Consider the following 22723-nt stretch of genomic DNA (forward strand, 5'->3'; position numbering starts at 1 on the left):
GCGGTTTATATGGTATGGCACTAGTGATTACGGCTATGCTTTGTAAAATATGAGCTATATTATATAGTTATCATTATGAATGAATTAGGAAAAACCTCGATGGAAACAACAGCGTCTCTAGAAGACTTGAAAGCGGTGCAAAATTTCATCATTGACTGCTTGGCAGATGGGCAATCAATGACGGTGCCGCAGCTATCTCAGCAGTGGTGCGAAGCTCACGGCTCCAAGTCTCTCATTAAAGCTGGTCTGTTTAATGAAACAATTCGACAAGCACTAAGTGAAATTGAAGCTGAGGAGGACGGGTCTTTTGAATGTTTGAAAAAAACGGTTGTTCAAGATACTAATACGACCGTCACGTACTACCACCTTAGTGGTGCGTCTGAAGGATATCAACCAGCCGTAATGGAGCCTGTTAATTCGGAGAGGTTTGTGCCTCCGCTTCAGGCTGCCATTAATGAGGTTGTTGGTAATCATGATGCAGTAAATCCAGACTGGGATATGCGCAAACTATGTGCTAAGAGAGCGGTTGGTACATTTACTACTAAGCTGTGTGAAAAATGTCCAGTAAAGACTGACTGCCTGAAGACTGCGCTTGCGGAAGAGGCTCGATTTAGTACTAAGGATGTTAAAACGTTAGGTGTCAAGGGTGGTTACGCTCCTCGTGATCGGTTAGGACTCTTAAAGGAAATCAAGGAAAAAATACACGAGACTGACCAAAAGTCATAGTCATCCCTAAATGCGAATATCATTACAATTGGCTAGCGATGCGGCTGAGGGTTTTGTCTTTGCCAAACAATGCCAGCGTGTCGTTGAGCTGTGGACTGAAAGGTGCCCATGTCGTGACGATGCGAATGAGACTGAACAGTACGCCAGGCTTTTGACCAGTGATTTCTAGTAGCTGGTTTAGCGTTTCTTGGATGGTTTCAGGGCTCCAGTCGGCCAACTCTGCCAGCTTGTCATGTGCGGTTTGCAGTAGCGCGTGAATTTCACCATCAGATAATTTTTTCAGCTGCTTATTACTGGTGATCAGTTCCCAGTTGACTTCTGGCTCTTCAAAGAAAAAGTGACTCATCATGGGTAGCTCAGCCAGTGTTTTGAGCCGATCTTGCACTAGAGCCAAGACTTGGTGTTTGTATGACGCATCAAACTGGGCAGCTGATTGTGGCCAATAGCTCTCTACTCGTTGGTAGAGGTCGTCTAGGTTGATTTGGCGGATCCATTGTCCATTCATCCACAGCAAACGCTTCTCGTCAAAACGTGCGCCCGAACGCTGTACTCGGTCGAGACTGAATTTATCGATCAGCTCTTGCCTGCTGAAGATTTCCTGCTCAGTGCCATCGTTCCAGCCCATAGATGCCAAGAAATTCAGCATGGCCTCTGGCAGGATTCCGTCAGTTCGGTAATCAGTCACGCTTTTGGCGCCGTCTCGTTTACCAAGTTTTTTCCTGCCATCTGGAGCCATGATGTGTGGTAAGCAAACCAAGGTTGGTGGTGTGATTTCCAGGGCTTCGTATAGACTCAAATATTTAGGAGTACTGGAGATATATTCCAGTCCGCGAATGACGTGAGTGATGCCCATCTCAAAGTCGTCAATGATGTGCGCAAAATTGTAGGTTGGATAGCCATCGGCTTTGATGAGGATGAAATCGTCTAGAGCCTCAGGACCAGCTGACAATTCGCCCATGACAGGGTCGTTCCACGTGTATCGTTTGAGAGAGGTCACTTTGAACCGGAGTGGCTGAGTGCCGTCCCACTCTGGGGGATTTTCTGGCCGATAGTCACGGTATAAGAAAGCTTTTTTCAAGGCGCGTGCTTCTTCTCGAAAGCCTTGTACCTCTTCAGGTGTGTACGGATCGGCATAGGCGAGCCCCTTTTCTACCAGCTTTTTTGCCCAGGTGTGGTAGATCTCTAGCCGTTCTGACTGGTGGTATGGTCCATGTGATCCACCTTTGCGTGGCCCTTCGTCCCAGTCGATGCCGAGCCATTCCAAGGTGTCCAATATCAAATCTTCAGCGCCAGGCACAAACCGCGATCGGTCAGTGTCCTCGATGCGTAAGATAAATGAGCCTCCCTGCTGGCGTGTCAGTAGCCACGGGAACAAAGCCGCTCGAACATTTCCAACATGAATATAGCCGGTTGGTGATGGCGCAAAACGAGTACGAATAGTCATGATGACATTATACTACATGCTGGTAGCTATTTTGCGAATCTGTTCGCTGGAGAGTGGAGCGTGGCTGTTGATTTGGTACAAGATGCCACCATTGACCCAAGCGACATTTTCTCCTGCTGCAAAAATAGTCAGGCCATCGACGATGGTTGTAGCTGGCGCACCTGATTTTCCTGAGATGTATTCTTTGACAGCGGCTGAATCCCAGTTGCTCTTGCTCTGAGAAATTGTGTAGTTAGCAGTGCCGTCAGCGTATGCAAATTTCATACTAACCTCTCCCTGCTTGAAGGAAATTGGGCCGTTGAGCGCATAGCCATTTGGTTTGTAACCAGGATAAGTGGCGTTGATACCAGACTGCAGGGCGGCGACACGAATGGAAATGTTTGGCATGCTGAGATAGGTGAAATAGCCACCGAGTAGCATGATGGCAAGCCCTGCAGAAGCCAGGCTGGTCCACCGCTTCAGTTTGCTTTGCTTGCGCTTGGCGCGGTGATGTTTGTCTGGTTTTGGCTCTTGAGCTTTAGCCAAGGCTTCGCTGATGGCCTCATTTTTGAGAATTGATGCTGGCTTTGGCTCGGCTTTCTGAATTGGCGCGACGGGCGCCTTGGTAATTTGTCGCTGCTTGGCGCGTTGTACAACTGGGTGCACTTCTGCCGGACGATCTATCTGAACAGGTTTTTTGAGCGCCTCTACTGCTGGTTTTTGAGCTATCTGAGGGGAGAATTTTTTCACGGCAACGTGTTGCTGTACGGCCGTATGTGGGGTCCTAACTGGACGAGTAGCGAGGGATTTTTGAGGGGGTCGTTTGATGTGTCGTCGGCTGAGGGTGGCTGATTTCTGTACTGGAACACGGTGAATAGTTGCAGTAGTTGTACCGCGTGCGGTTGATGCCTTGACGACGCGTTTGGGCTGCGTTGGCGCTACGGTTGGTGATGTTGCGACTGAGATTGGTAATGGCAGTCCTGTGACTGGGTCGTATGCCTTACCATTGACATTGATAAATTCTTGTTTCATTTCTTCCCCTTGTTACGATGTTCCCTCGCGAACTTCTATATATTATAGTACAAAGTGCCAGCGGTTTTTGCAAGGGCGAAAATGTGGTATAATTCGTTTTATGTACCACAACAATACCTCCGCAAAAGAAATCGTGCGTCGTACTTTGGTGTACACTACCATGACGCTGATGGTGATTGGTCTAATCATCGTTCTTTTGTGGCACAACTTTGGCTATCAATTCAATTCAAAAGATCTGAAAATCGAACAAAACAGCTTAGTGCAATACGATTCATTCCCGCGTGGCGCACAGGTGTCAATCGATGGCAACGCATTTAATCTGACTCAAACCAAGGGCCTGATCGTACCTGGGCAACACCAATTCACTATGAAACTGAACGGCTATGAGCCATGGCAAAAGACTTTGGACATCAAGGCTGGTACGGTGACGCATTTGGTGTATGCTCGGATGATCCCCGAGAAGAAAGAGGTCACCAATTTGAAAGAATATCCAGTGCTAGAATCAGCTAAGTTTGCGCCTGGCGGGCGGTTCATGGCTGGTACTGGCGTGGTGAACGGAACACCGAAACTGTTTTGGGGTGATGTTCGGTCGTACAACAATCCTAAATTTACGGAAACTGACATTAGCACACAACATTTGGCGCAGTATGATGTGGCAACGACCAAGCATCAATTTGCCATCGCTGAGTGGGACTTTGCGGGCCGCTACGTACTATTCAAGCATACTTACACCCCAGAGGGCTCTGACAGCAAGATTCAGTGGCTGCGCTTTGACCGGGATAATCCAAAAGAAATGATTGATGTGACGAATATCGCCAGCGTGGATATTTTGGACGCGCATTTCATCGGTACGAATGGTAATGAGCTATACGTCTTGCAAAATGGTGGTCATGTACGCCAGATGAATGTGGGCGGTGCTTCCCTGTCGCGTCCAGTGTTATCTGGTGTTCAGTCGTTTGTGTTGTATGGCAGTGAGACGATCGCTTATGTCGGTACTGAAGCAAATGTCAAAGTGGCTGGTGTGTGGAAAAAAGGCTGGGAACAGTCGCGCATCATGTATCGAGCTGCGTCAGCGCAGACTGATGATATAGTCAAAATCAAGGCTTCAAAGTATTTCAATAAAGACACCGTGGTTGTGACGGTCAATGACACAGCGCAGATCTATCGCGGTGATTTGCGTCCACCAACCGAGGACTCAGAAGCGGTAAAAAAGTTTTTGAATTCCGTGAAAAAGGTAGCGTTTGGACGGACCATCAAAGATCTGACGCTAAACAGTGACGGTCGAATGGTGATCGTCAAAGATGAGACAGGCTTTGTTAATTATGACATCGAGCGAGAGACTATTTCGCCAGTCATCGCGCTTGATGCAGCGAGTGAGCTCAAATGGCTGGATGAGTTCTATGTCTGGCGACGTAACGCGAGTGGCAACTTGGTGATCCAGGAGTTTGATGGCACCAATGCGCACACACTGACTCCCGTGGCTACTGGTTACGACGCAGCGCTGTCCCCTGACGGTAAATATCTCTACTCGTTTGTCGGTGACGGTGACAAATTAGTTCTCAGTCGTTTGAAGATGACGACCGAATCATAAACTCAAGGAGGTGATTTTCCGGTTATCGAGCGCCAAAGATACGCTCCAAGACGGTTGGCGATGGATTGCCTGGTATTTGTCCTGTTGCGTTGTTTTCAGCAGCAGCAGAAGCGGTGTTGGGGTCTGGGCTGATTTGATCAGCATAGACCAACAGACGCTTGTCGGCAGTGCCAACAGGAACACAGCTGACCAGCGTGAGCATTGGTTTTTGGGTGCCAGTTTGGATTTTGGTGACCTCGTTCGGTTTGACGACTTCTGAACCAGTGATTTTATAGGTGTATCGTTTGCCTTCGTAGTTAAGATATATGACGTCGTCTTTTTGAAGTTTTTCGTTTTGGGCGAAGATGAATTTATATCCTCCGGCGGCAAAGGCGTCATTGCTGGAGTGCCCAGCCAATACAACATTTCCTGCCTGTCCTGGTAGCGCGCTTGCTCCAGAAACGGCAAAGTGCGCTACGCCTTTTTCCATGGCTTTGCGCTGTGATTGTACATCTGGTGCGGCGCCGTACACCACGGGTGCATCAACATTAATCTTCGGGATGATAATCTTTGGTTCAGCGCTGACTTTGGTGTCAATGCTTGGGTCGACGATGATGTTTTGTGGCTCAATATTGCCGGGGCTGGTATAGGCTGCGACAGTACCCAAAATGACTCGGTTGTATTGCAGGAAGACAAAGGCCAACATGACCATGGTTCCAGCAAGGGCTGGGATGAAATGTCGAGAATTGCGCACTTTTTTGGCGGAGTCGTTGACGGTATTGCGGATCTTGGAGCGCAGATCGCGAATGGCCTGCTGTTGTGGTGACAAGGTGTCTGCTGCCTCTGGAGTGCTGGTTTGCGGCCGCTGAGATGGAGACTGTTGAGCATTCAGGTGGTTGGCGTAATACCGTTCATAATACATCTGATAATATTTTTGCCAGGCACTGTGGTATTGCTGCCACTGATCTGGCGTGGCTTGTGGTGTGCTGTTGGCTAGTTGAGTGGGCTGGCTGGTGGTTGCGGTGGTCGTGTCAGTAGGTGGCGTAGTATTAAGGCGGTGGCCCTGCGGCTCGGTCTGTGGAGCTGGTTTGGCTACTGGTGTAGCGGCTTGTGGCTGAGGTTGCGGTTGCAGTGCTGGCTCTTGTGGCGTTGTGCTGGCTGGCGCAGGCGTAGTGTGGGGTGCAGCATCAGATGAATTGCCAGTATAGATCGAGTTGATTTGCCCGCGGATAACATCAGCAGCAGCATTGCGCGTCGATGATTGGTCGCGCGCTGGCGGTTGGAATGGTCGTGGACTTCCGGGGTTCATACTTATGTTTAATGATACAGGAAAATCACCAAAAAAACAAAAATATCCCCTTGTCGAGGGCGAGGATGACGTGATATAATAACCAGTAGTTTTGGAGCGCTCTCTCGTGCCGCGGTGGCGGAATTGGTAGACGCGCTAGACTCAAAATCTGGTGAGCAATAGCTCGTGCCGGTTCAAGTCCGGCCCGCGGTACCAGAGGTCGCTCCAAGCAACCATCGCCCACTGACTGGGCGATTTTTATATATGAGCAAAGAAAATAGCCCACCGAGAGGCTCCAGCCGAGACGTGAGGCCTCAAGGCGAGCTATTTTCTCAGCGGGCTTAGGATACCTCATAGGGTATCTTATCACTTCAGCCGCCTTATACCGTGACAGGTAAAGGCGATGGAGCAGACCAGGCAGGCCATAATCCACCACCAGGCTTCGGTGGTGAGAACGAGGCCGGCTGCTGTAATAGAACAGACTACAGCCAGGCCAAATGAGAGCGGGATTTCTGTCTCCCCCCATTTGAGCATAATACACCTCCTCTCAGGAGTGTATCGCTCAAAGCTAAAGGGCGACTTCCGCCCTTTGACGAAGCTTCGAGCGAAAGCTACCTTGCATTATATCACTAAAAATATAAAATGTCAATGCTTGCTGCGAGTAATTACCCTGTGCAGACAGCGGTGCTGGCAGCGGCTAGTGGTGAGCTGGGTGACCATACCAAGTAGCTGGCGATTTTTGTGCCAACGACTCCACGCCAGATGGCCATCGGCTCATGCCAGGCTTGGGTGACGACGGTACCGCCGTGGGCGATGACTACGTGTTCGGCGTGGAAGGTGCAGATGGTGACTGGATAGGTGATGGTGAATTTATGAAGTATGTCGACGAACTGTGCTAGTTGGATGCTGAACGTCAGCATTTTTGGATAGTACACTGAGCGAAATATTTTTTGTACTTGAGCAAAAGAAGCCACAAATACCACATGCTGATTGTCCAAAATCTCCGCAAAACTGTTTTGTAGTAGGTCGATGGCGTCACGAGTGATGACGACTGGTTGTTGTGAGTGCTTAACCAGTTCTTCGTGGATGATCGCGGTTTGACTATTTCTGCCAGAGTCGCCGATCAGTAAGAGTACGTCGGACCAGTCACGGAGCGATACGGCTTCCGTGAGTGCTGCTTGCGCTAGGCTGCCAGATGGATTGGTTGGCGCGAACAAAACATCAGTCATACTGGACGGTACGCTTTTTTTGAGAACGTCGGGCAGTAATACGCGAACCTGGCCAACACCAGTTGTTTGAGCGGTTGCGTAGGCCTCAGCGACAGACGAAAAGCCCAGTTTGTTACCACCGATGATGGCTAAGCGCCCAGACTGGTCAAGCCGTTCGGGACGATTCCACTCAACATCAGGAAACAGAGGCTTGCCTGGCTCCTGACGCTGCCAGTATGACGAATTCATGAGGCTTCACGAGCTTTCTTTAGCTGTGTCATCACTTCTTCGAGCGTGAGCTTGTTGCGGTGCATAAAGCCTGCTAGGTCCTTGCCGACATAGCGGAAGTGCCAGGATTCTGGTGCGACGCCAGTGATGGCCTGCTTGCCTTCTGGATAGCGCAGGATGAAGCCGTATTCGTGAGCATGAGCCGCCAGCCACTCGGCGGAAGCCTTGTCGAGGCGGCAGGCGGTAAACTTCTCCATGCATTGTTCGGTGTATGATGAAAAGTCCACCGCCAGCCCCAGTTGATGCTCACTCTTGCCTGGTTCTGCCACGAATTCATCAGCGTACAATTGCCCGTTGGTGCGAGCTAGCTCTTTGCGGGTCTTTTCTTGGTCGGCGTAGGAGCGATAAGCGCTGGTGACCAATATGGGATGACCGGCTGCCTCCGCGGCTTTTGCGAATGGCTTGAGATTGTTCAGTGCTTGTGGGCGCAGGCGTTTGTCCTCGACCCATTTACCAACTTTCACCTCTTCAAGATTTGCCAGCTCTGGCTGATAGTTTGGATCAAGGCCGTGTTGTTTCCAAACGTGCGCCCAGATGTTGCCATCATCAAGTCGTCGCCAGCTTGGTATGGTCAACTTCTCGGTTGTATTATTATGAGTGAACTCCACGACAGCGTCTGGTTTCCAGACTGAGGTTGCTGCTAATTGATTAACTTCTTGGCTCTGTTGACTGGCCTGTAAGCCACCCCATATCAGCAGCCCGCTAAACGTTACCCATGCAGATAATACGAATGCCAGCCCTGCCCGCCCAGCTGATAGTTTCATGACGACGTCTCCTTTTGCTTCAGTTCATTTTGTGCTTTTTCTAGATATGGTAATGCTTCTTCCAGGGTTAAGCCGGACTGGTGCAGCGCGCCAGCGAGTTCACGGCCGACGTAACGGAAATGCCAGGCTTCGTATTGATAACCAACGATTGATTGTTTGCCTTCTGGATAGCGCAGGATGAAGCCGTATTCGTGAGCATGGGCCGCCAACCATTTCCCTGCTTTGGTGTTTTTGAAACAATCGTCCACCCAGCACCTGCCGTCTGGCGAGCCAAAGTCTAGAGCTAAGCCGGATTGATGTTCGCTATAGCCAGGTCGGGCACTAAATCGTGCTGCCTGTGCTTCACCAACTTGACGGGCGTATCGGTTAAATAGCCCGACTTGCGTCTGATAGCTGCGATATCCACTCCCCAGGCGTACTGGTGAGCCAGCGCTTTCGGCTGCTGCCATCAATGCTTTTAGATCTGGCATAATCGCTGCTCGTAGAGATCGCTCTTCTGGCCCCCTACCTGGCAGGGTCGGTACATCTGCGGTTTGCAGGTCGCTCGGCACATAGGTTGGCTGCTTGAAGCCGCGCGTTTGGTTGACGATTTGCCAGATACTGCCGTCGGCTTGGTAGTCCTCTTGTCTGGCTGAAATTGGCGTAGCTCCAGGCAGCGCGACCTGGACCTCTTTTGGTGCTGGTGCCGGTGCTGATTCGACGGCGGGCTTTTCCTGGATTTGGCCTGGTGTGTTGTCTACTGGCTTCCTTTCGTATTGGTTATTGAGATACAGCAAATAAGCAACACCAAGACACGCCAAAACGGCGCTTCCCCATTTGATCAGTTCTTTCCAAGGAAATTGTCTTTGAATTTTCATGCATTACCTCTAGATATTTTCTATTATAGCAGACTTACGGAAACCATAAGCAATATATTTATACATTTTTATTGACAAATACAAAAGTTTGTGCTAATATGGACCGTAACAACCGGTGAGAAATAGTAAGGTTGAGGAGGAAACAATGAATAAAATAGTAAAGAGAGTACTTTTGGCTGGCTCTATTACTGCCGCAATTATCGGTGGTATTTGGTATGCTACGCCTTCTGATGCCGTCGGCTGTTCAGATATCAAGATCGTTCGTTGTGGTACTATGACTCATAGTGCCATGAAGTCGGCTTATCACAGCGACAGCGAAGTCCGTGGTATTTACAACTACTTCGGCATTACACAATCAATGGTTGAGGGCGCTGGTATGCACGAAGGTGTGGCAGACGCTTCAAACAACACCGTTACAGTGAACGGTCGTGTCGTAGCAACGAATGCAAAAACCATTCAGCGCCGTCACGTTAACTACACCAACCCAATCAACTACCAGCAAATTGGTGGTAAATCATACCCAAGCTACTTGATTCGTCACAGCTTTATGCCAGTGGCAAGTAAGAAGCCAGTGTTTGTATGGTTGGACGGTAATGGTAAATTCGTTCAGGCAGTTATCAAGGACTGTGGTAACCCACTTTGGGGTGAACCAACACCTCCACCAACACCAGCTCCAAAGCCAGTATTGACGTGTGACGCATTGAGCGCGCAAAAAGTCGCTGGTACCCGCAACAAGTTCGCCTTTGCTGCGACTGCAACTGCAAAGAATGGTGCAAGCATTAGTAGCTATACTTTCGACTTTGGCGATGGCCAAAAGACAACTGGTAGCAGCAACAAGGCTGAGCACACCTACACAAAGGCTGGTACTTACACTGCAACTGTTACCATCAACAATGGCGTAACCAGCCAAAACTGTAAAGTTACCATCACGGTGACTGAAGAGCCAAAAATTCAAGTTTGTGACTTGAAGACTGACACAATTGTCACTATCAAAGAAAGTGAATACGACACAAGCAAACACTCAAAGAACTTTGCTGACTGTGAAAAAGTCAAGGTTTGTGACACCAAAACTGGTGAGATCATAACCGTACGCAAGAGTGAAGAAAACAAGGAAGGTTACTCAAAGAACGAAGAAGACTGTAAGGTTAAAGTCTGTGACATCAAGACCAAGCAGATCATCAGCGTCTGGACTAAGGACCAAAAGAACGAGGGATACGCATCAGTGGACAGCGACGCATGTAAGCCAAGCACTCCTCCGACTACCCCTCCTGCTCCTAAGCAACCTACCCCACCAGCTCCAACAACAACTGAGTTGCCACGAACTGGTACGACTGACGCGCTCCTTTCAATCTTTGGTCTCGGCTCACTTGCTGCTTCTGCCGTTGCCTACATCGTAAGCCGCCGCCAATAATCTGAGCGCTTACTAACACTAAAAGCACCCGGACAACTCGGGTGCTTTTTTGTGGGCTAGAGTTCTATACTGACTGGACAGTGATCGGAACCCAGTTGCTCAGGGTGGATGCGTGCTTGTTTGATGGACGGTGCTAGTTCTTGGCTTACCAGCCAATAGTCAATGCGCCAACCAACGTTTCGGGCTCTGGCATTGGCCCAGTGTGTCCACCAAGTGTAAGCGTCTGCTGTTGTTGGATGGTGTGCGCGAAACACATCGACAAAACCAGCGTTCAGATACGCCTGAAAGCCGGCTCGTTCCTCGTCGGTAAAGCCGTGCTTACCGACGTTATCTTTGGGTCTGGCAAGGTCGATGTCTTGATGGGCCACGTTCATGTCGCCGCAGTACAGTACTGGCTTGGCGGCGCCGTAACGTCCCTGCTCCAGCCCTTTGAGATATTCTAGACAAGCTGGATCCCACCGGTCATGACGCAGGCTGAGGCGGCTGAGGTCGCCTTTGGAATTTGGCGTATAGCATGTAACTAGCCAAAACCCGTCAAACTCAGCAGCGATGATACGCCCCTCATCATTGGGGTTGCCATACTCGTCGGCGGATAGGTTGTATTTGTCGGCGATGTCCGCCGGGAAGCCGTCAAGATAGTTCAGCGCTGGTTGCTTTGAAAATATGGCGGTGCCAGAATAGCCCTTTTTGGCTGCCGAATAGAAATGCTCATAAAATTGTGGCAGATCTAACTCGACTTGCCCGCGTTGGGCTTTGGTTTCTTGCAAACAAATAATATCCGGGCCGTAGGTTTCGATAAATGTGGCAAACTCGCCTTTGTTCAGGACTGCGCGGATGCCGTTGACGTTCCAGGAAAATAGCTTCATGTGGCTATTGTAGCGGGTTTTGTGAGCCGCGTATAGGCTTGGTATGGCGGGGTTTGTGCAAGAAGCGGCATAAATTGTTACAATGAAAGTATGTATAACAGGATTCTTCTCAAGCTTTCGGGCGAACAACTACAAGGACAATATGCTGGTGGATTTGATCACGCCAGAGCGCGGTGGATTGCCGAACAAATTAAGCCAGTGGTGGCGAGCGGAACGCAAGTCGTCATCATGGTTGGCGGTGGTAATTATGTGCGCGGTGCACAAATTGCTGGTAGTGGCATTGGTGACGTGACGGCGCACAACGCAGGTATGCTGGCGACGCTGATTAATGCCATTACGCTGGCTGATGTCTTTAATGATGACGGTTTGGCAACGCGTGCCCTGTCGACAGTGGAAGTGAATCAATTTGTCGATCAGTATACCTACCGACGAGCAGTCAGTCACTTAGAAAAAGGTCGTGTAGTGGTGGTTGGCTGCGGTACTGGAAGGCCGTTTTTGACCACTGACACGGCAGCCGTCAATTTGGCGCTAGAGATGCAGTGCGATGTGGTGATCAAAGCTACTAAGGTGGATGGTGTGTACGACAAGGACCCGGTCCAGTTTGCTGACGCTGTCAAATTTGACCAATTGACCTATGACGAAGTTTTGGCAAATCCAGATATTGGCGTGATGGATAAAGCAGCTATTGGCTTGGCTGCTGAAGAGAAAAAGCCAATGATTATTTGCGACTTGCTGAGTGACGGCAATATCGTGCGTGCTGCCAGGGGCGAAGCGGTTGGGACGCGACTTGTGGTATAATAGGTAGTATGACACGCAAGACTCGACTGAACGTCGATATGATTTCCGAGAGTGAGTTTACTGTCCAAGGCCATGGTGTTCACACTGCTTTTGTAGAGATGACAAATGCGCTTAAGGCGAGAAAAGACACGTCCGTCGTGGTCAATCAAGCCCGCTCTGATGCAGACATCGTCCATGCCCAGACCATCGGCCTGTATTCAATGTGGATGCTCAAACGTTCGCGTGGTAAAAAGATTATCTCTGGTCATGTCATCCCTGCTTCCTTGGTTGGTAGCATCAAAGGTATGAGTAGAATGCAGTGGTTGGTGCGAGCGTATATGCGCTGGGTGTATAATCAAGCGGATTTGGTATTAGCATGTTCTAACATGGTTAAGGAAACTATGACTGGTCCGATGAAGCTGAAAACGCGCGTGGAGGTACTATACAATACGGTCGACATGAGTCGCTATGCGTCTACTCTAAAAACCAAACGAGCTGCTCGTAAAAAACTGAAACTGAAGCCGTCAGACTTTGTGGTGGTTGGTAATGGACAGGTTCAGCCGCGTAAGCGTCTGGACACGTTTTTTGAAACGGCACGAGCTTTGCCTGAGGCGACATTTATCTGGGTGGGCGGCATCCCTTTCAAACATTTGGGCGCAGAATATGGCAAAATGCAAGACTTGATAGCATCGGCTCCTGACAATGTGATCATCACGGGCGTAGTTGAACATAAAGACGTCATGACCTATTTACATGCGGCTGACGCCTTCTTCTTGCCTGCTGAACAAGAGAATCACCCAATGTGCGTGTTAGAAGCCGCGGGTGCTGGACTGCCAATCATCCTGAGAGATATTCATGAATACGACGACACATTTCGCCCAGATGCTCAGTTTATTTCCTCAGCTCAAGATGCTGTTAAGGTGATAGATAAGTTGCGGAATGATGCTACATGGTATAAACAACAAGTTGCTGCAGCTGGTCGGATTGCCAAACGGTTTGACAGTCGAGCTGGCGGCGAGCGATTAGTGGAATTTTACAGGAGCGTACTAGAATCATGAGAATTGGACTGTTTACTGATACCTATCGACCATCAATCAATGGCATCGTTTTTGTGGTTGAATCGCTCAAGCGAGAGCTGGAGAACCTGGGGCATGAAGTCTATGTGTTTTGCCCTGCCAAGTCAATGAGCCCGTCCAAACAAGCCGAATTGCTCAACGAAGACTCTGACTCACGTATCATCCGTTTCCCATCAATCAAAGGTGCGTTTTTTGATGATTATGACACATCAGTGTTCTTCCCGCCGGCAGTACAGCGTCGCATCAAAGAGATGGAACTCGACATGGTGCATGTGTTTACGCCGTCGCAGATTGGTTTGGTTGGCGTGAAGGCTGCCAAAAAGAATAATATTCCGTTGGTGATTCAGCACTGTACTGACATCTATGAGTTCGTCGATCACTATCCAGCAGTGCTGCCCGGTGCCTTGGCGCTGGCGGGAATTGTCTTCCCGGTGTCGGTGAGATTGCGCGGTCATGATCTACTAGAAATCGCCAAATTATACAAGCCGCGAGCGGGCGTCACTAAGTGGAACAAAGATATCATTGAAAGCGTCATCACCATTTTGTATAGCAAAGCAGACGCGGTCATTGCCTTGTGTCGAAAGAGCTGCAAGCAACTAAAGTCCTGGCAGTACGATGATTATCAATACGAATTGGTGCTAATGCCAAATGGCGTAAATGCGCTGCCTCGTCCAACAAAAACTGAGGTAAAAGCATTTCGTGAGCAGTGGAACTTGGCAGAAGATGATGAAATTTTTGGATTTGTTGGTCGGTTGGGTGAAGAAAAGAATTTGCCGCTGCTCATCAAATCGTTTGAGCGGCACATCGCTAAGAAGCGGCCCAAGGCAAAATTATTGTTTGTTGGTGATTTTGAATACCGAAAGACGCTGGAGGAAATGGCTGCCGCGACCAAATATGCTGACAGAATTATTTTCACTGGCGCTATGCCGCGCGAAAAGCTCGGCCTGGCGTACTCGGTGCTGGACGTGTTTGCCTTTCCATCTCTGAAAGACACGCAGGGTTGGGTGCTGCATGAAGCGGCTCACGCAGGGTTGCCGATCGTGCTAGTGGACAAAGAGCTGTCAGAAGTGGTCCAAGACGGCGTGAATGGCTTCATCGCGAATGATAATCCGACCAGCTTTGGGCGAGCGATCATTACCTTGCTAGAGGACGCCAACAAGCGTCAAGAATTTGGGGCTATCAGTAAAAAATTGGCGGCCAAATTTACTGAGAATCGCCAAGTGAAGAAGCTGGAAAAATTGTATCAAGAGCTTATCGACCAGAAAGCTGCCGACGCGTCTCACGATCTTGATCACGACGCTTGATGGTCTCGCGTTTGTCGTAACGCTTTTTACCCCGCCCGAGTGCGATGATAATCTTAATGAAGCGGCCATTGGTCAATAATTTGGTCGGGACGATGGTAAGCCCCTGTTGTTTGGCGGCAGCAAATCGATCAATTTGTTTACGGCTAGCTAGTAGCTTTCGCGCTGAGGTATCGACGCTTTTTGTGTTTGCCTGACCACGAACATTCAGTCGCAACGAAAAACTCGCGTTATTGAGCCATAGTTCATCATTTCTCAGGCTGACAAAGGCACCTTTGAGCTGGACATGCCCGTCGCGTGCAGCTCGTACTTCTGGTCCTGTTAGCACCAGTCCGGCCACGATTTCCTCACCCAACTCATAGTCAAACCGTGCTCGACGGTTAACGACGACGTGGGTAGCTGGCTTTTTTGCTTTGGGCTTTGGCATGGTCCCATTATAGCAGGTTTAGTGTTTCGGTGGTGTATAGGCACCAGTGTCAAAATCGTATTCACCTGGGGTGAGGCTTAGTACGAGAGTGGCTGTCCTAATTGCATCCCTTATTGGTCGATAGCTTGGATGCCGACTCCTTTCTTGAAAGTTAGGGTCATTTTGCATGTCAAGGGCAACGCCTAGGACCTTTACAAGGTTTGGGTGATGGACTATTGCTTTAGAGAGGTTTTCGTGGGACTCGCCCAGGACGCTGGTTAGCTTGATAGCGAGAGTTTTCTTCTGTTTGGCATCAAGCTCTTCATAGCAGTCCTCTAATTGATCATTGATAGTGTCTAGAAATCCTCCTAGGTCGCCGTTATATTTTGGCAGCGCCTCAAGGTTTGTCATGACATCGGCCAGCGCTTCTGCGATGGCTTCCTTTTCGCTATCCTGCTCCTCGGTAGCCATATCTTCGATAGTGACTTCTGGAGTCGTGGGTTTTGGGAGACGACTGGAAATATCATAAACCCGGGCTAATGGTTCTGGCTGTGACTCCCCAGCGTCCGTATCAAGTCGTCGAAACACAATACGGCCAGCTTCTCGCATGGCCTTCTTGTTGAGGTACGGAGCAAGAGGGATAACTTTAGCTTCTTGGGTTGGATGAGAATCATTTTCCATAACTCGTATTATACCACAAAAAATCATATATTTCAATACCTTTATGGTGTGGCGTGTGGTACAATAGCCTAATGATAGCCGACATCCACATCACCGAGAAGAGTTTTGGCGACAAGACGTTGATGCGCGACGTCAAGTTTAGTGTGGATGACGGCGAAAAGGTCGGCGTGGTCGGCCGCAATGGCGTCGGCAAGTCGACGTTGTTTGGCATCTTGGCGGGCACGGACACCGACTACACCGGTGAGGTGATTTTTCGGCGCGGCATCACCGTGGCTAGTACGGCGCAGGAACACCACGGCTTGGGTGATCAGACGGTGCTTGCCTACATTTTGGCGGGGTTACCGGAATATGCGAGCTTAAAGAAAATTATCGATGAGTACCCCGAGACCATGGGCGATAATATGCGAAAAATCGAGGAGTATACCCAGGCGCTGGAGCGATTTGACCAGAAAGGGTTTTATCAGGTTGAGGAGAAGATTGCCCGAGAGCTTGATAATTTTCAGCTGAGCGGGTGCGGCAAGCGGCCGCTTGGTTCCCTATCGGGCGGGCAGAAGCGGCTGGTAGAGATTGTTAAGATTATGCACGCGGAGGCGCATTTGGCGCTGATTGACGAGCCGACCAACCACATGGATTATGTGGCCAAGCAGCAATTCATCGACTGGATGAGTTCGCAGCCGCGCCAGGCGATGTTGATCATCACGCACGACCGCGATGTGCTGGGCCGGGTGGATCGAATTGTTGAGCTCAAAGATGGTCGAGCGGTTAGCTACCGCGGTAATTATGATGCTTACCTCAAGCAAAATGCTCAGGCGACGGCGGCGGGTATGAATAATTTTGAGCAAATTGAGAAGCGGATGACTAATCTTCGACAAAAGGTGTTGGATTATCAGCGGCTAAAGGAAAAGTCGCGAAACCCCGGCACTATCCAAAAGTTCAAGCGGCTGGAACATGAGGCGCGGGCCGAGCTGGCGGAATTATCAGAGATGGACAAGCCGACGTTTTGGATTGACAAGGAGTCAGCTGAGCAGCTTGATTATAAGTCGGCTGAGCACTACGGCAAGTTCAAGGCGCGCAATATTCGGCTATCGATGAAGGATGCGGCTAGCCGTAGCCAGCATGTGCTGGTGCGAGTTGAGGATGCGGCAGTTGGGGTTGGCGAGCGGATACTGTTTGAGGGGGTGGATATTGATTTGCGTGAGGGTGAGGCGATGGAGCTGCGTGGTCGTAATGGCGCTGGTAAGACGACGCTGATTCGGATGTTGTTAAATAGTAGGGCGGCAGTCACTCCACCGTCCTCCGCCAGAGCACACTCTTCGCTCAAATCTCCATCGGAGATTTTTCGCGAGCGTTCGGCTGAAACGTCCGCTACTCGCGAACGTTCCACAGCCTCTGGCGTAGAAGGTGTCGCACCTGCCGCTCCTATCCTCTACTCCGGCAACCTCTTCCTCGATCCGCAGGTGCGGGTGGGTGTGTATGAGCAAGAGATCGATGAGCAGTATTTGGCGGATCCGCTGGAGGTGGCGATCGAGAAATTGTATCTGAGCCGTGACCTGCCGATTTCTGAGACGAAAATCCGCCAATTGCTAGCTGATTATCTGTTTACCGAAGCGGATCGGATGACGGCAGTGGCGCGCCTGTCGGGTGGGCAAAAAGCCCGCTTTCAGATTATTGCCATGCTGGCGAATGACCCGCAGCTGCTGATTTTGGATGAGCCGACCAACCACCTTGATTTGCCGAGTATCGAGGAACTGGAGATGGCACTGGCGAAATATTCTGGCGCTATCCTGTACGTTAGCCACGACAATTACTTCCGCCAAGCAATCGGCGGCGAAGTGGTGCAAATCGGCGCAGCATAAAAATCCCGCCACTGTTAGGCGGGATAATTCGTATTCAGACGCTTATTTTTAATCAGCCAACAAGCCGTTCTTGCGCAGCAAGTCTTGTAGTTTTGGTCGATCAAAACCAAGCACCAACTCGCCGTTAATGTCAGTCACTGGCACGCCTTGGAAATTGCCGCCATTTTTTGCTAGTAGTTCTTCTTTGGCTGCAGGTTCTGCTTCAATGTCTTTCTTGATGAAGTCAATTCCCAGTTTTTCCAACCATTCCATTTCAGTGTGACAAAATGCGCACCAACTGGTACTGTAGACGGTTACTTTGGCGCTGTGGTTGGTTGCTGTATCTTCGCTCATATATTCCCCTCAACTTTCTTTACGTAAGTCTATTATAGCATATTGTACATGCTTATCGACAAGTGTATAATGATGAGTAATCATGGGTGCGGACAGCAAAAAAACAGGATTTACCTTGCCAACAGTTCTCATCACTTCAGTAATTATGCTGACCTTACTTTTGGTGGCCATGCAGCTGGCTGCTTCATATGCAGCGGCGTTACGGGACCGGTATTATAACCAATTGGCGCGCGAAGCTGCTGAAAGTGGTCTTGCATATGCTGTGTCTTGTTTGCGCAGCAACGGTATGATTTCGCCATGGGGATCAAAAAATCTAGCTCCAGAAACAAACTGTGCGGGTGATCCAGAGCCTGGTCAGTCAAATACTGTGATGCATGAGGGCAATATTCGAACGCGGTTTACTGTCCCTCCTCTTGGCTCAACCGGTGGTGAGGTCCAGCAGGCCTACGCTACCGGCTATGTTGAGTTATTGCGACCAAGCGGTGGCGTGTGGAAAACGTATACCCGAGTGTTGTCATTGGCCACTGGAGCGCAAACACGTGTCGACACCTTGGCGTTTGGATATGAGGGTGATATGCACGGCATACAGCACAAAGTATTCTTTGCGACAATTGACTCTGCTGGACGTGTCCGGTCAGTTGGGGCGAACGACCGCGGTCAATTGGGTGCTGGATTGATTTCGACAGCTCAGCCAACGCCAGTGAGATTTAATATGTCCCAGCGCGCAGTTTCAGTGCACACCAACTTTGTCTCTGTCGGTGGAAACTTGATGATTCGAGATGAGAACGGTGCGGTGTATGGTGCGGGCAAAAATGATCGCGGTCAATTGGGTGCTGGCTATATGAGTCCGACCGTCTCAACACCAGTGAGGTTTGGCTTGCCGGTTGGAGTTAAAGCAGTTACTGTCAACTCAGGTTGGGCAAACTTTGTACTGGGGAATGATAAAAATATCTATGCTGCTGGTGAATGTACCTACGGCCTATTGGGTACTGGTGATTATACCGTTGCTCCGGCGTATGCGACCGCCTGTAGTAATAGGTCTACTCCAAAGCGTGTTGCCTTGCCTTTCCCGAACCCTGGTAATCCAGGAACGATTCCGACTGCTCACTTGGTGCAGGACCGATATAACGCTTATGTCATCATGCAAAATGGTGCCGTGTATGGTTGGGGTGCGAATGACTACTATCAGTTGGGTCGCGCCAATATATCAAGTTCATCAACGCCAGTAAGAATTGGTGACTTTGGTAATCCCGGTAAACCACGCGCCATGCAGCTGGCCTTTGACGGAGGTACACTATATATTTTGGCGAATGATGGTAAGGTTTATGGCGTGGGTGGCTCAAACCATTTGGAGGTCGGTAAAGATAACCTAGTGTTCCGTTGGCGATTTTTAGAGGGTCGTTGCATGGAGGCGGTTGGTCCTACTACAGTAGCTCCTCGTAGTTGTAATGACAGCTCCCAGCAGCAGTTTGAATACACGCCGCAAGAGCAGATCAAGATAAACGGTAAATGTGTGGAAAATACTGCCGGTGACTTGGTGAATATTCGTTTGGCGAATTGTAACCCTTCGGCTGCTATTCAGCGCTGGCGCATGGTATCATATGGCTCGGATCGTATTTTCCGTCGAGGTGCGAGTAATCACTGTTTAGCAGCTAACGCTTCTGGTACAGCAATGGCGATATCTGCTGGTTGCCCACCAACTAATAAGCATATATTCTTCAGGCTTCAGACACCAAAAATTCGAGATCTTGGCGTCCCGGGTTTTGTACAGCAGATTTCTACGGACGAGTTATTTGCATCATATCGTACATCTGATGGAAATGTGTACAGTACTGGTAGTAATTATCATGGTGTGTTTGGTAATAGTGCCAACCATGCGAACGGGGCGACTAACTGGAGGAACCCAACCCCAGTAAAATTCATGCTACCAGCCGGCGTGAAAGCGGTTGACATCTGGTCAACAGCCTATGCAGGGCGTGTCAGTAACTTGTTTGTAGTGGGTGATGACGGTAAGGTTTACGGTGCTGGCTCTAATGAAAATGGTCAGTTGGGTACTGGTGATAAGGTAAGCCGCAATACACCAACACCAATGCAGTTGTTTGGCAGTAGCCCAACTGCCCCTCGTGCTAAGCACGTGGAAAGTGGTGGGGGTACGACTGTGATCTTTACGACTGATAACCGTGTGTATACAGTCGGTAACAATAACCGAGGACAACTTGGTGACGGTACGACCACTGATTCAACGGTGCCAATTTTGGGTCGTTACACGAATGTGCCAATCCAAGAACATCTCGTATTCTAGTGGTTCTAGCGTGACGTGAGGTGCCAGCCGCCGCACCAATGGCATTTGTAGGTCGCCAGGAGCAGCTGCGGATCAGTTAGCTGACGGCTAGCTATTTCCCTTTCGGCTTGTTGTTGGGTTGAAAAGCGGCGTTTTTGATGGCAATTGTTGAGCTCATGTACAGTAGTTAGCGGCTGTCTATTTTTCTGGACTGGTTGAGATCTTGGATAATTTTTCCTCGGCATATTGTCAAATAGTATAGCAGATTGATATAGTATAGGTAATGGCTGAAAAACCTAAGGTTCAGAGCGACCAAAAAACAGACGTAGATGCCACTGCGGTTATGATGAAAACCATCATCGGGACGACGTGGCGCATGTTTGTGCCGAGTATCGGTCTGATGTTGGTGGGGCTGTGGGCCGATCTGATTCTGCACACCAAACCCTGGCTGATGATTGCAGGGATTATCGTGGGTCTGGCGGCGTCAGCAGGATTGATTTATCAGCAAATACGTTTCATAAAACAGAGAGAGGCTAGTCAATGATACACCAGTTTGCAAGCAGTCTGCATATTTCAGTCAAAGCAGACGAGATAGTACAGGTTGGCGGCATTTCAGTCACCAACTCTCACCTGTTGGGTGCTTTAGGCTTGTTAGTTTTGGTATGGATTATGCTGCGAACGCGTGCGGCAGCGCTGGGCAAAAAGAAGCCTAATTTTGTGACGCGGTTGGTTAACTGGACGTTTGATGGCTTGTACGGCACGGTCAAACAGGTCATTCAAGATGACGTTTGGGCGGCGCGAGTGGCGCCATTGACTATCACGATATTTTTCTTTGTAATAGCGCAGTACTGGCTGGGGCTGTTGCCTTTCGTTGGTCCTGTGACAGTTGGAGAGCACGACACTCCCCTGTTTCGTGGCGGCGTGGCTGATTTAAACATGACGTTTGGGCTGGCTATCATCACCATCATTGCGGCGCAAATTTATGCGTTCCGCTACTTGGGATTCCGCGGCAACATGGGGCGATATTTCGTCAATCCACTGAAAGATCCAATCATGTCATTTGTTGGTATTTTGGAGTTGGTAGCAGAGTTCTCGCGCTTACTGGGACTGAGTTTCCGTTTGTTTGGTAATGTGCTGGCGGGCGAAGTACTGCTGATCATGATCGCCTATCTAACAAAGTACGCTTCACCGGCGATGCTACAGCCGTTCTATCTGTTCGAGTTATTTATCGGCGGTATTCAAGCATATATTTTCTTTATGTTGTCAACGGTATTTATCTCCCTAGGACTCACTCCTCACGGTGACCACAACGAGTCCAGCCATGCGCATGTTCATTCCCCTGTTGATATTTCAAAGAAAATGACAGAGAATGAAAATAAGTAGTTAAGTAATAATTATAAGGAGAATATCAATCATGGAAGCATTAGCTTTTGCCTTAACTTACGCAATCCCAGCAGCCTTCGCAGCAATTGGTGCCGCAATGATCGGTGCTGCAGCGATGAACGCCGCAGGTCGCAACCCAGAGAAAATTAACGACTTGCGTACCATGATGATTCTTGGTATTTCATTCATCGACGCCTTGGCAATTATCGGTTTCGTGGCTGCCATCGTCGGTAAGGTTATGTAATTTAGAGGTAAATTGTGGAAAGATTGGTAACACAATTTGCGAGTGCTGAAGCTCACGCAGCTGATAAGGCTGATTTGTTTGGCTCTTTGGGAATCGATTGGAAGCTGTTGGCGCTGCAGTCGGTAGCATTTTTGATATTGCTGTTTGTGTTGAGCAAATGGGTATATCCGCCACTAGCAGCGATGCTGGACAAGCGTGATAAAGATCTTCGAACGGCTGAAAAAGCTGCCAAATCAGCGCGTGAAAATGCTGACAAGACGGAAAAAATGATCAACGCCTCGATGCGCAAGGCACGAGCAGAAGCGCGTGACATCGTTGCTTCAGCGAGGAACGAGGCGGCAGAAATCATTGAAGCTGCAGCCAAGAAAGCTGAAACGCGAGCGGACGGCATCATTGAAGCGGCCCGAACAGAAATTGCTGGCGAAGTTGCGGCTGCGCGCCAAGCTTTGCATAACGAAACATTGCAATTGGTGGCTGAAGCGACCGGCACCCTGGTGAACGAGAAATTGGACGCTAAAAAAGACGGCAAATTGATCGAGAAAGCTCTGAAGGAGGCGCGCTAATGCCTGCACGAACGTCGCGTCGCAAATTGGCTCGGTATGTGGCTGAACGATTGATGAACAACGATGTGACGGTTGTGGATGAGGTGGCAGCGCTGCTAAGTCATGAAAAACGTCAGCGTGAAGTTGACTTGTTGGTGCGCGACATTCAAGCAGAACTAGCGGAGCGTGGCTTAACGGTGGCGACGGTTGAATCAGCGCGAGCATTGACGAATGAGGCGCGTTCGGCCATCATGACGCTACTCAAGAAGCCTCAGACGGTTGTTCAATTGAGCGAAGTTGTTCGTCCAGAACTCATCGGTGGCTTCAAACTACGGACGCCAACCGCAACGCTGGATGCGACGATTGCCAAGAAATTAAACGACTTGCGGGCGAAGAAAATCTAGGAGGAA

23 protein-coding genes and 1 tRNA gene are annotated in these 22723 nt (G+C 49.6%); 14 read left to right on the plus strand and 10 right to left on the minus strand.

Going from position 1 to position 22723, the window contains the following annotated elements; all coding sequences use genetic code 11:
* Nucleotides 1–75 precede the first annotated feature (75 nt).
* On the plus strand, nucleotides 76–726 hold the full coding sequence (locus tag V4210_RS01260; protein WP_338521042.1) for a WhiB family transcriptional regulator: 651 nt from the start codon (nucleotides 76–78) through the stop codon (nucleotides 724–726).
* Nucleotides 727–748: 22 nt separating this feature from the next.
* Here V4210_RS01260 and gltX read toward each other — a convergent pair whose 3' ends face one another.
* Together gltX and V4210_RS01270 are read right to left on the minus strand one after the other, a co-directional pair.
* Nucleotides 749–2170 (minus strand): glutamate--tRNA ligase, encoded by a 1422-nt coding sequence (gene gltX, locus V4210_RS01265; RefSeq protein ID WP_338521043.1) that lies wholly within the window; start codon nucleotides 2168–2170, stop codon nucleotides 749–751.
* Between the two features lie 12 nt (nucleotides 2171–2182).
* Entirely contained in the window at nucleotides 2183–3181 is a 999-nt protein-coding gene (locus V4210_RS01270) for a hypothetical protein (RefSeq protein ID WP_338521044.1), read from the minus strand.
* A 100-nt stretch (nucleotides 3182–3281) separates the two neighbouring features.
* Here V4210_RS01270 and V4210_RS01275 point away from each other — a divergent pair, with 100 nt between their 5' ends.
* Nucleotides 3282–4772, plus strand: coding sequence for a PEGA domain-containing protein (locus V4210_RS01275; protein WP_338521045.1), 1491 nt, complete (start codon nucleotides 3282–3284; stop codon nucleotides 4770–4772).
* A gap of 22 nt (nucleotides 4773–4794) precedes the next feature.
* On the opposite strand, the gene V4210_RS01280 is transcribed toward V4210_RS01275, so the two are convergent.
* A complete protein-coding gene (locus V4210_RS01280) occupies nucleotides 4795–6060 on the minus strand; it encodes a sortase (protein WP_338521046.1) in 1266 nt (421 codons plus the stop codon).
* Nucleotides 6061–6168: 108 nt separating this feature from the next.
* Between V4210_RS01280 and V4210_RS01285 the strand changes: the two genes are divergently transcribed.
* A tRNA-Leu gene (locus tag V4210_RS01285) sits at nucleotides 6169–6255 on the plus strand.
* Nucleotides 6256–6704: 449 nt separating this feature from the next.
* Here V4210_RS01285 and V4210_RS01290 read toward each other — a convergent pair.
* Genes V4210_RS01290 through V4210_RS01300 form a run of 3 tightly spaced genes read right to left on the minus strand, consistent with a single transcriptional unit; the run spans nucleotide 6705 to nucleotide 9156 of the window.
* Nucleotides 6705–7496, minus strand: coding sequence for a hypothetical protein (locus tag V4210_RS01290; RefSeq protein WP_338521047.1), 792 nt, complete (start codon nucleotides 7494–7496; stop codon nucleotides 6705–6707).
* A complete protein-coding gene (locus V4210_RS01295) occupies nucleotides 7493–8299 on the minus strand; it encodes a M15 family metallopeptidase (protein WP_338521048.1) in 807 nt (268 codons plus the stop codon). Before V4210_RS01295 ends, V4210_RS01290 begins: the two co-directional genes overlap by 4 nt.
* Nucleotides 8296–9156 carry a M15 family metallopeptidase gene (locus V4210_RS01300; protein ID WP_338521049.1) on the minus strand — a complete coding sequence of 287 codons (861 nt, stop codon included), beginning with the start codon at nucleotides 9154–9156 and terminating at the stop codon, nucleotides 8296–8298. Before V4210_RS01300 ends, V4210_RS01295 begins: the two co-directional genes overlap by 4 nt.
* A 145-nt stretch (nucleotides 9157–9301) precedes the next feature.
* On the opposite strand from V4210_RS01300, the gene V4210_RS01305 reads away from it, so the two are divergent.
* Entirely contained in the window at nucleotides 9302–10567 is a 1266-nt protein-coding gene (locus V4210_RS01305) for a PKD domain-containing protein (protein ID WP_338521050.1), read from the plus strand.
* Between the two features lie 56 nt (nucleotides 10568–10623).
* Here the strand turns inward: V4210_RS01305 and V4210_RS01310 are convergent, their stop codons facing one another.
* Nucleotides 10624–11433, minus strand: coding sequence for an exodeoxyribonuclease III (locus V4210_RS01310; RefSeq protein ID WP_338521051.1), 810 nt, complete (start codon nucleotides 11431–11433; stop codon nucleotides 10624–10626).
* A gap of 90 nt (nucleotides 11434–11523) precedes the next feature.
* Between V4210_RS01310 and V4210_RS01315 the strand changes: the two genes are divergently transcribed.
* The 3 genes from V4210_RS01315 to V4210_RS01325 are packed head-to-tail and all read left to right on the plus strand — an operon-like array spanning nucleotide 11524 to nucleotide 14590.
* Nucleotides 11524–12231 carry a uridine monophosphate kinase gene (locus tag V4210_RS01315; protein ID WP_338521052.1) on the plus strand — a complete coding sequence of 236 codons (708 nt, stop codon included), beginning with the start codon at nucleotides 11524–11526 and terminating at the stop codon, nucleotides 12229–12231.
* An 8-nt stretch (nucleotides 12232–12239) separates the two neighbouring features.
* Nucleotides 12240–13268 (plus strand): glycosyltransferase family 4 protein, encoded by a 1029-nt coding sequence (locus V4210_RS01320; protein ID WP_338521053.1) that lies wholly within the window; start codon nucleotides 12240–12242, stop codon nucleotides 13266–13268.
* Complete coding sequence (locus V4210_RS01325) at nucleotides 13265–14590, plus strand: glycosyltransferase (RefSeq protein WP_338521054.1); 1326 nt, start codon at nucleotides 13265–13267, stop codon at nucleotides 14588–14590. The genes V4210_RS01320 and V4210_RS01325 overlap by 4 nt, the downstream gene beginning before the upstream one ends.
* Here V4210_RS01325 and smpB read toward each other — a convergent pair.
* On the minus strand, nucleotides 14538–15014 hold the full coding sequence (gene smpB / locus V4210_RS01330) for an SsrA-binding protein SmpB (protein WP_338521055.1): 477 nt from the start codon (nucleotides 15012–15014) through the stop codon (nucleotides 14538–14540). The two genes, V4210_RS01325 and smpB, sit on opposite strands and share 53 nt — an antisense overlap.
* 18 nt (nucleotides 15015–15032) lie before the next feature.
* The gene (locus V4210_RS01335; RefSeq protein ID WP_338521056.1) at nucleotides 15033–15674 is read right to left on the minus strand and encodes a hypothetical protein; all 642 of its coding nucleotides are present in this window, start codon (nucleotides 15672–15674) and stop codon (nucleotides 15033–15035) included.
* A 71-nt stretch (nucleotides 15675–15745) separates the two neighbouring features.
* Between V4210_RS01335 and V4210_RS01340 the strand changes: the two genes are divergently transcribed.
* Complete coding sequence (locus V4210_RS01340) at nucleotides 15746–17530, plus strand: ABC-F family ATP-binding cassette domain-containing protein (RefSeq protein WP_338521057.1); 1785 nt, start codon at nucleotides 15746–15748, stop codon at nucleotides 17528–17530.
* 48 nt (nucleotides 17531–17578) lie between these two features.
* Here the strand turns inward: V4210_RS01340 and V4210_RS01345 are convergent, their stop codons facing one another.
* Complete coding sequence (locus V4210_RS01345; protein ID WP_138078753.1) at nucleotides 17579–17863, minus strand: glutaredoxin family protein; 285 nt, start codon at nucleotides 17861–17863, stop codon at nucleotides 17579–17581.
* Nucleotides 17864–17945: 82 nt separating this feature from the next.
* Between V4210_RS01345 and V4210_RS01350 the strand changes: the two genes are divergently transcribed.
* The 6 genes from V4210_RS01350 to V4210_RS01375 all read left to right on the plus strand — a co-directional run bounded on the left by V4210_RS01350 (nucleotide 17946) and on the right by V4210_RS01375 (nucleotide 22717).
* Nucleotides 17946–20165: a ricin-type beta-trefoil lectin domain protein gene (locus V4210_RS01350; protein WP_338521058.1), complete on the plus strand. Its 2220-nt coding sequence runs from the start codon at nucleotides 17946–17948 to the stop codon at nucleotides 20163–20165.
* A gap of 262 nt (nucleotides 20166–20427) precedes the next feature.
* Complete coding sequence (locus tag V4210_RS01355; RefSeq protein ID WP_338521059.1) at nucleotides 20428–20688, plus strand: AtpZ/AtpI family protein; 261 nt, start codon at nucleotides 20428–20430, stop codon at nucleotides 20686–20688.
* Entirely contained in the window at nucleotides 20685–21527 is an 843-nt protein-coding gene (locus V4210_RS01360) for a F0F1 ATP synthase subunit A (RefSeq protein ID WP_338521060.1), read from the plus strand. Before V4210_RS01355 ends, V4210_RS01360 begins: the two co-directional genes overlap by 4 nt.
* A 31-nt stretch (nucleotides 21528–21558) precedes the next feature.
* Complete coding sequence (locus tag V4210_RS01365; RefSeq protein WP_138078763.1) at nucleotides 21559–21771, plus strand: H(+)-transporting ATPase; 213 nt, start codon at nucleotides 21559–21561, stop codon at nucleotides 21769–21771.
* A gap of 14 nt (nucleotides 21772–21785) precedes the next feature.
* Nucleotides 21786–22334, plus strand: coding sequence for a F0F1 ATP synthase subunit B (atpF, locus tag V4210_RS01370; RefSeq protein ID WP_338521061.1), 549 nt, complete (start codon nucleotides 21786–21788; stop codon nucleotides 22332–22334).
* Nucleotides 22334–22717: a F0F1 ATP synthase subunit delta gene (locus V4210_RS01375; RefSeq protein ID WP_138078767.1), complete on the plus strand. Its 384-nt coding sequence runs from the start codon at nucleotides 22334–22336 to the stop codon at nucleotides 22715–22717. The genes atpF and V4210_RS01375 overlap by 1 nt, the downstream gene beginning before the upstream one ends.
* Nucleotides 22718–22723 lie beyond the last annotated feature (6 nt).

It is taken from the genome of Candidatus Nanosynbacter featherlites, assembly GCF_037013405.1.
Classification (GTDB): Bacteria; Patescibacteriota; Saccharimonadia; order Saccharimonadales; family Saccharimonadaceae; genus Nanosynbacter; species Nanosynbacter featherlites_B.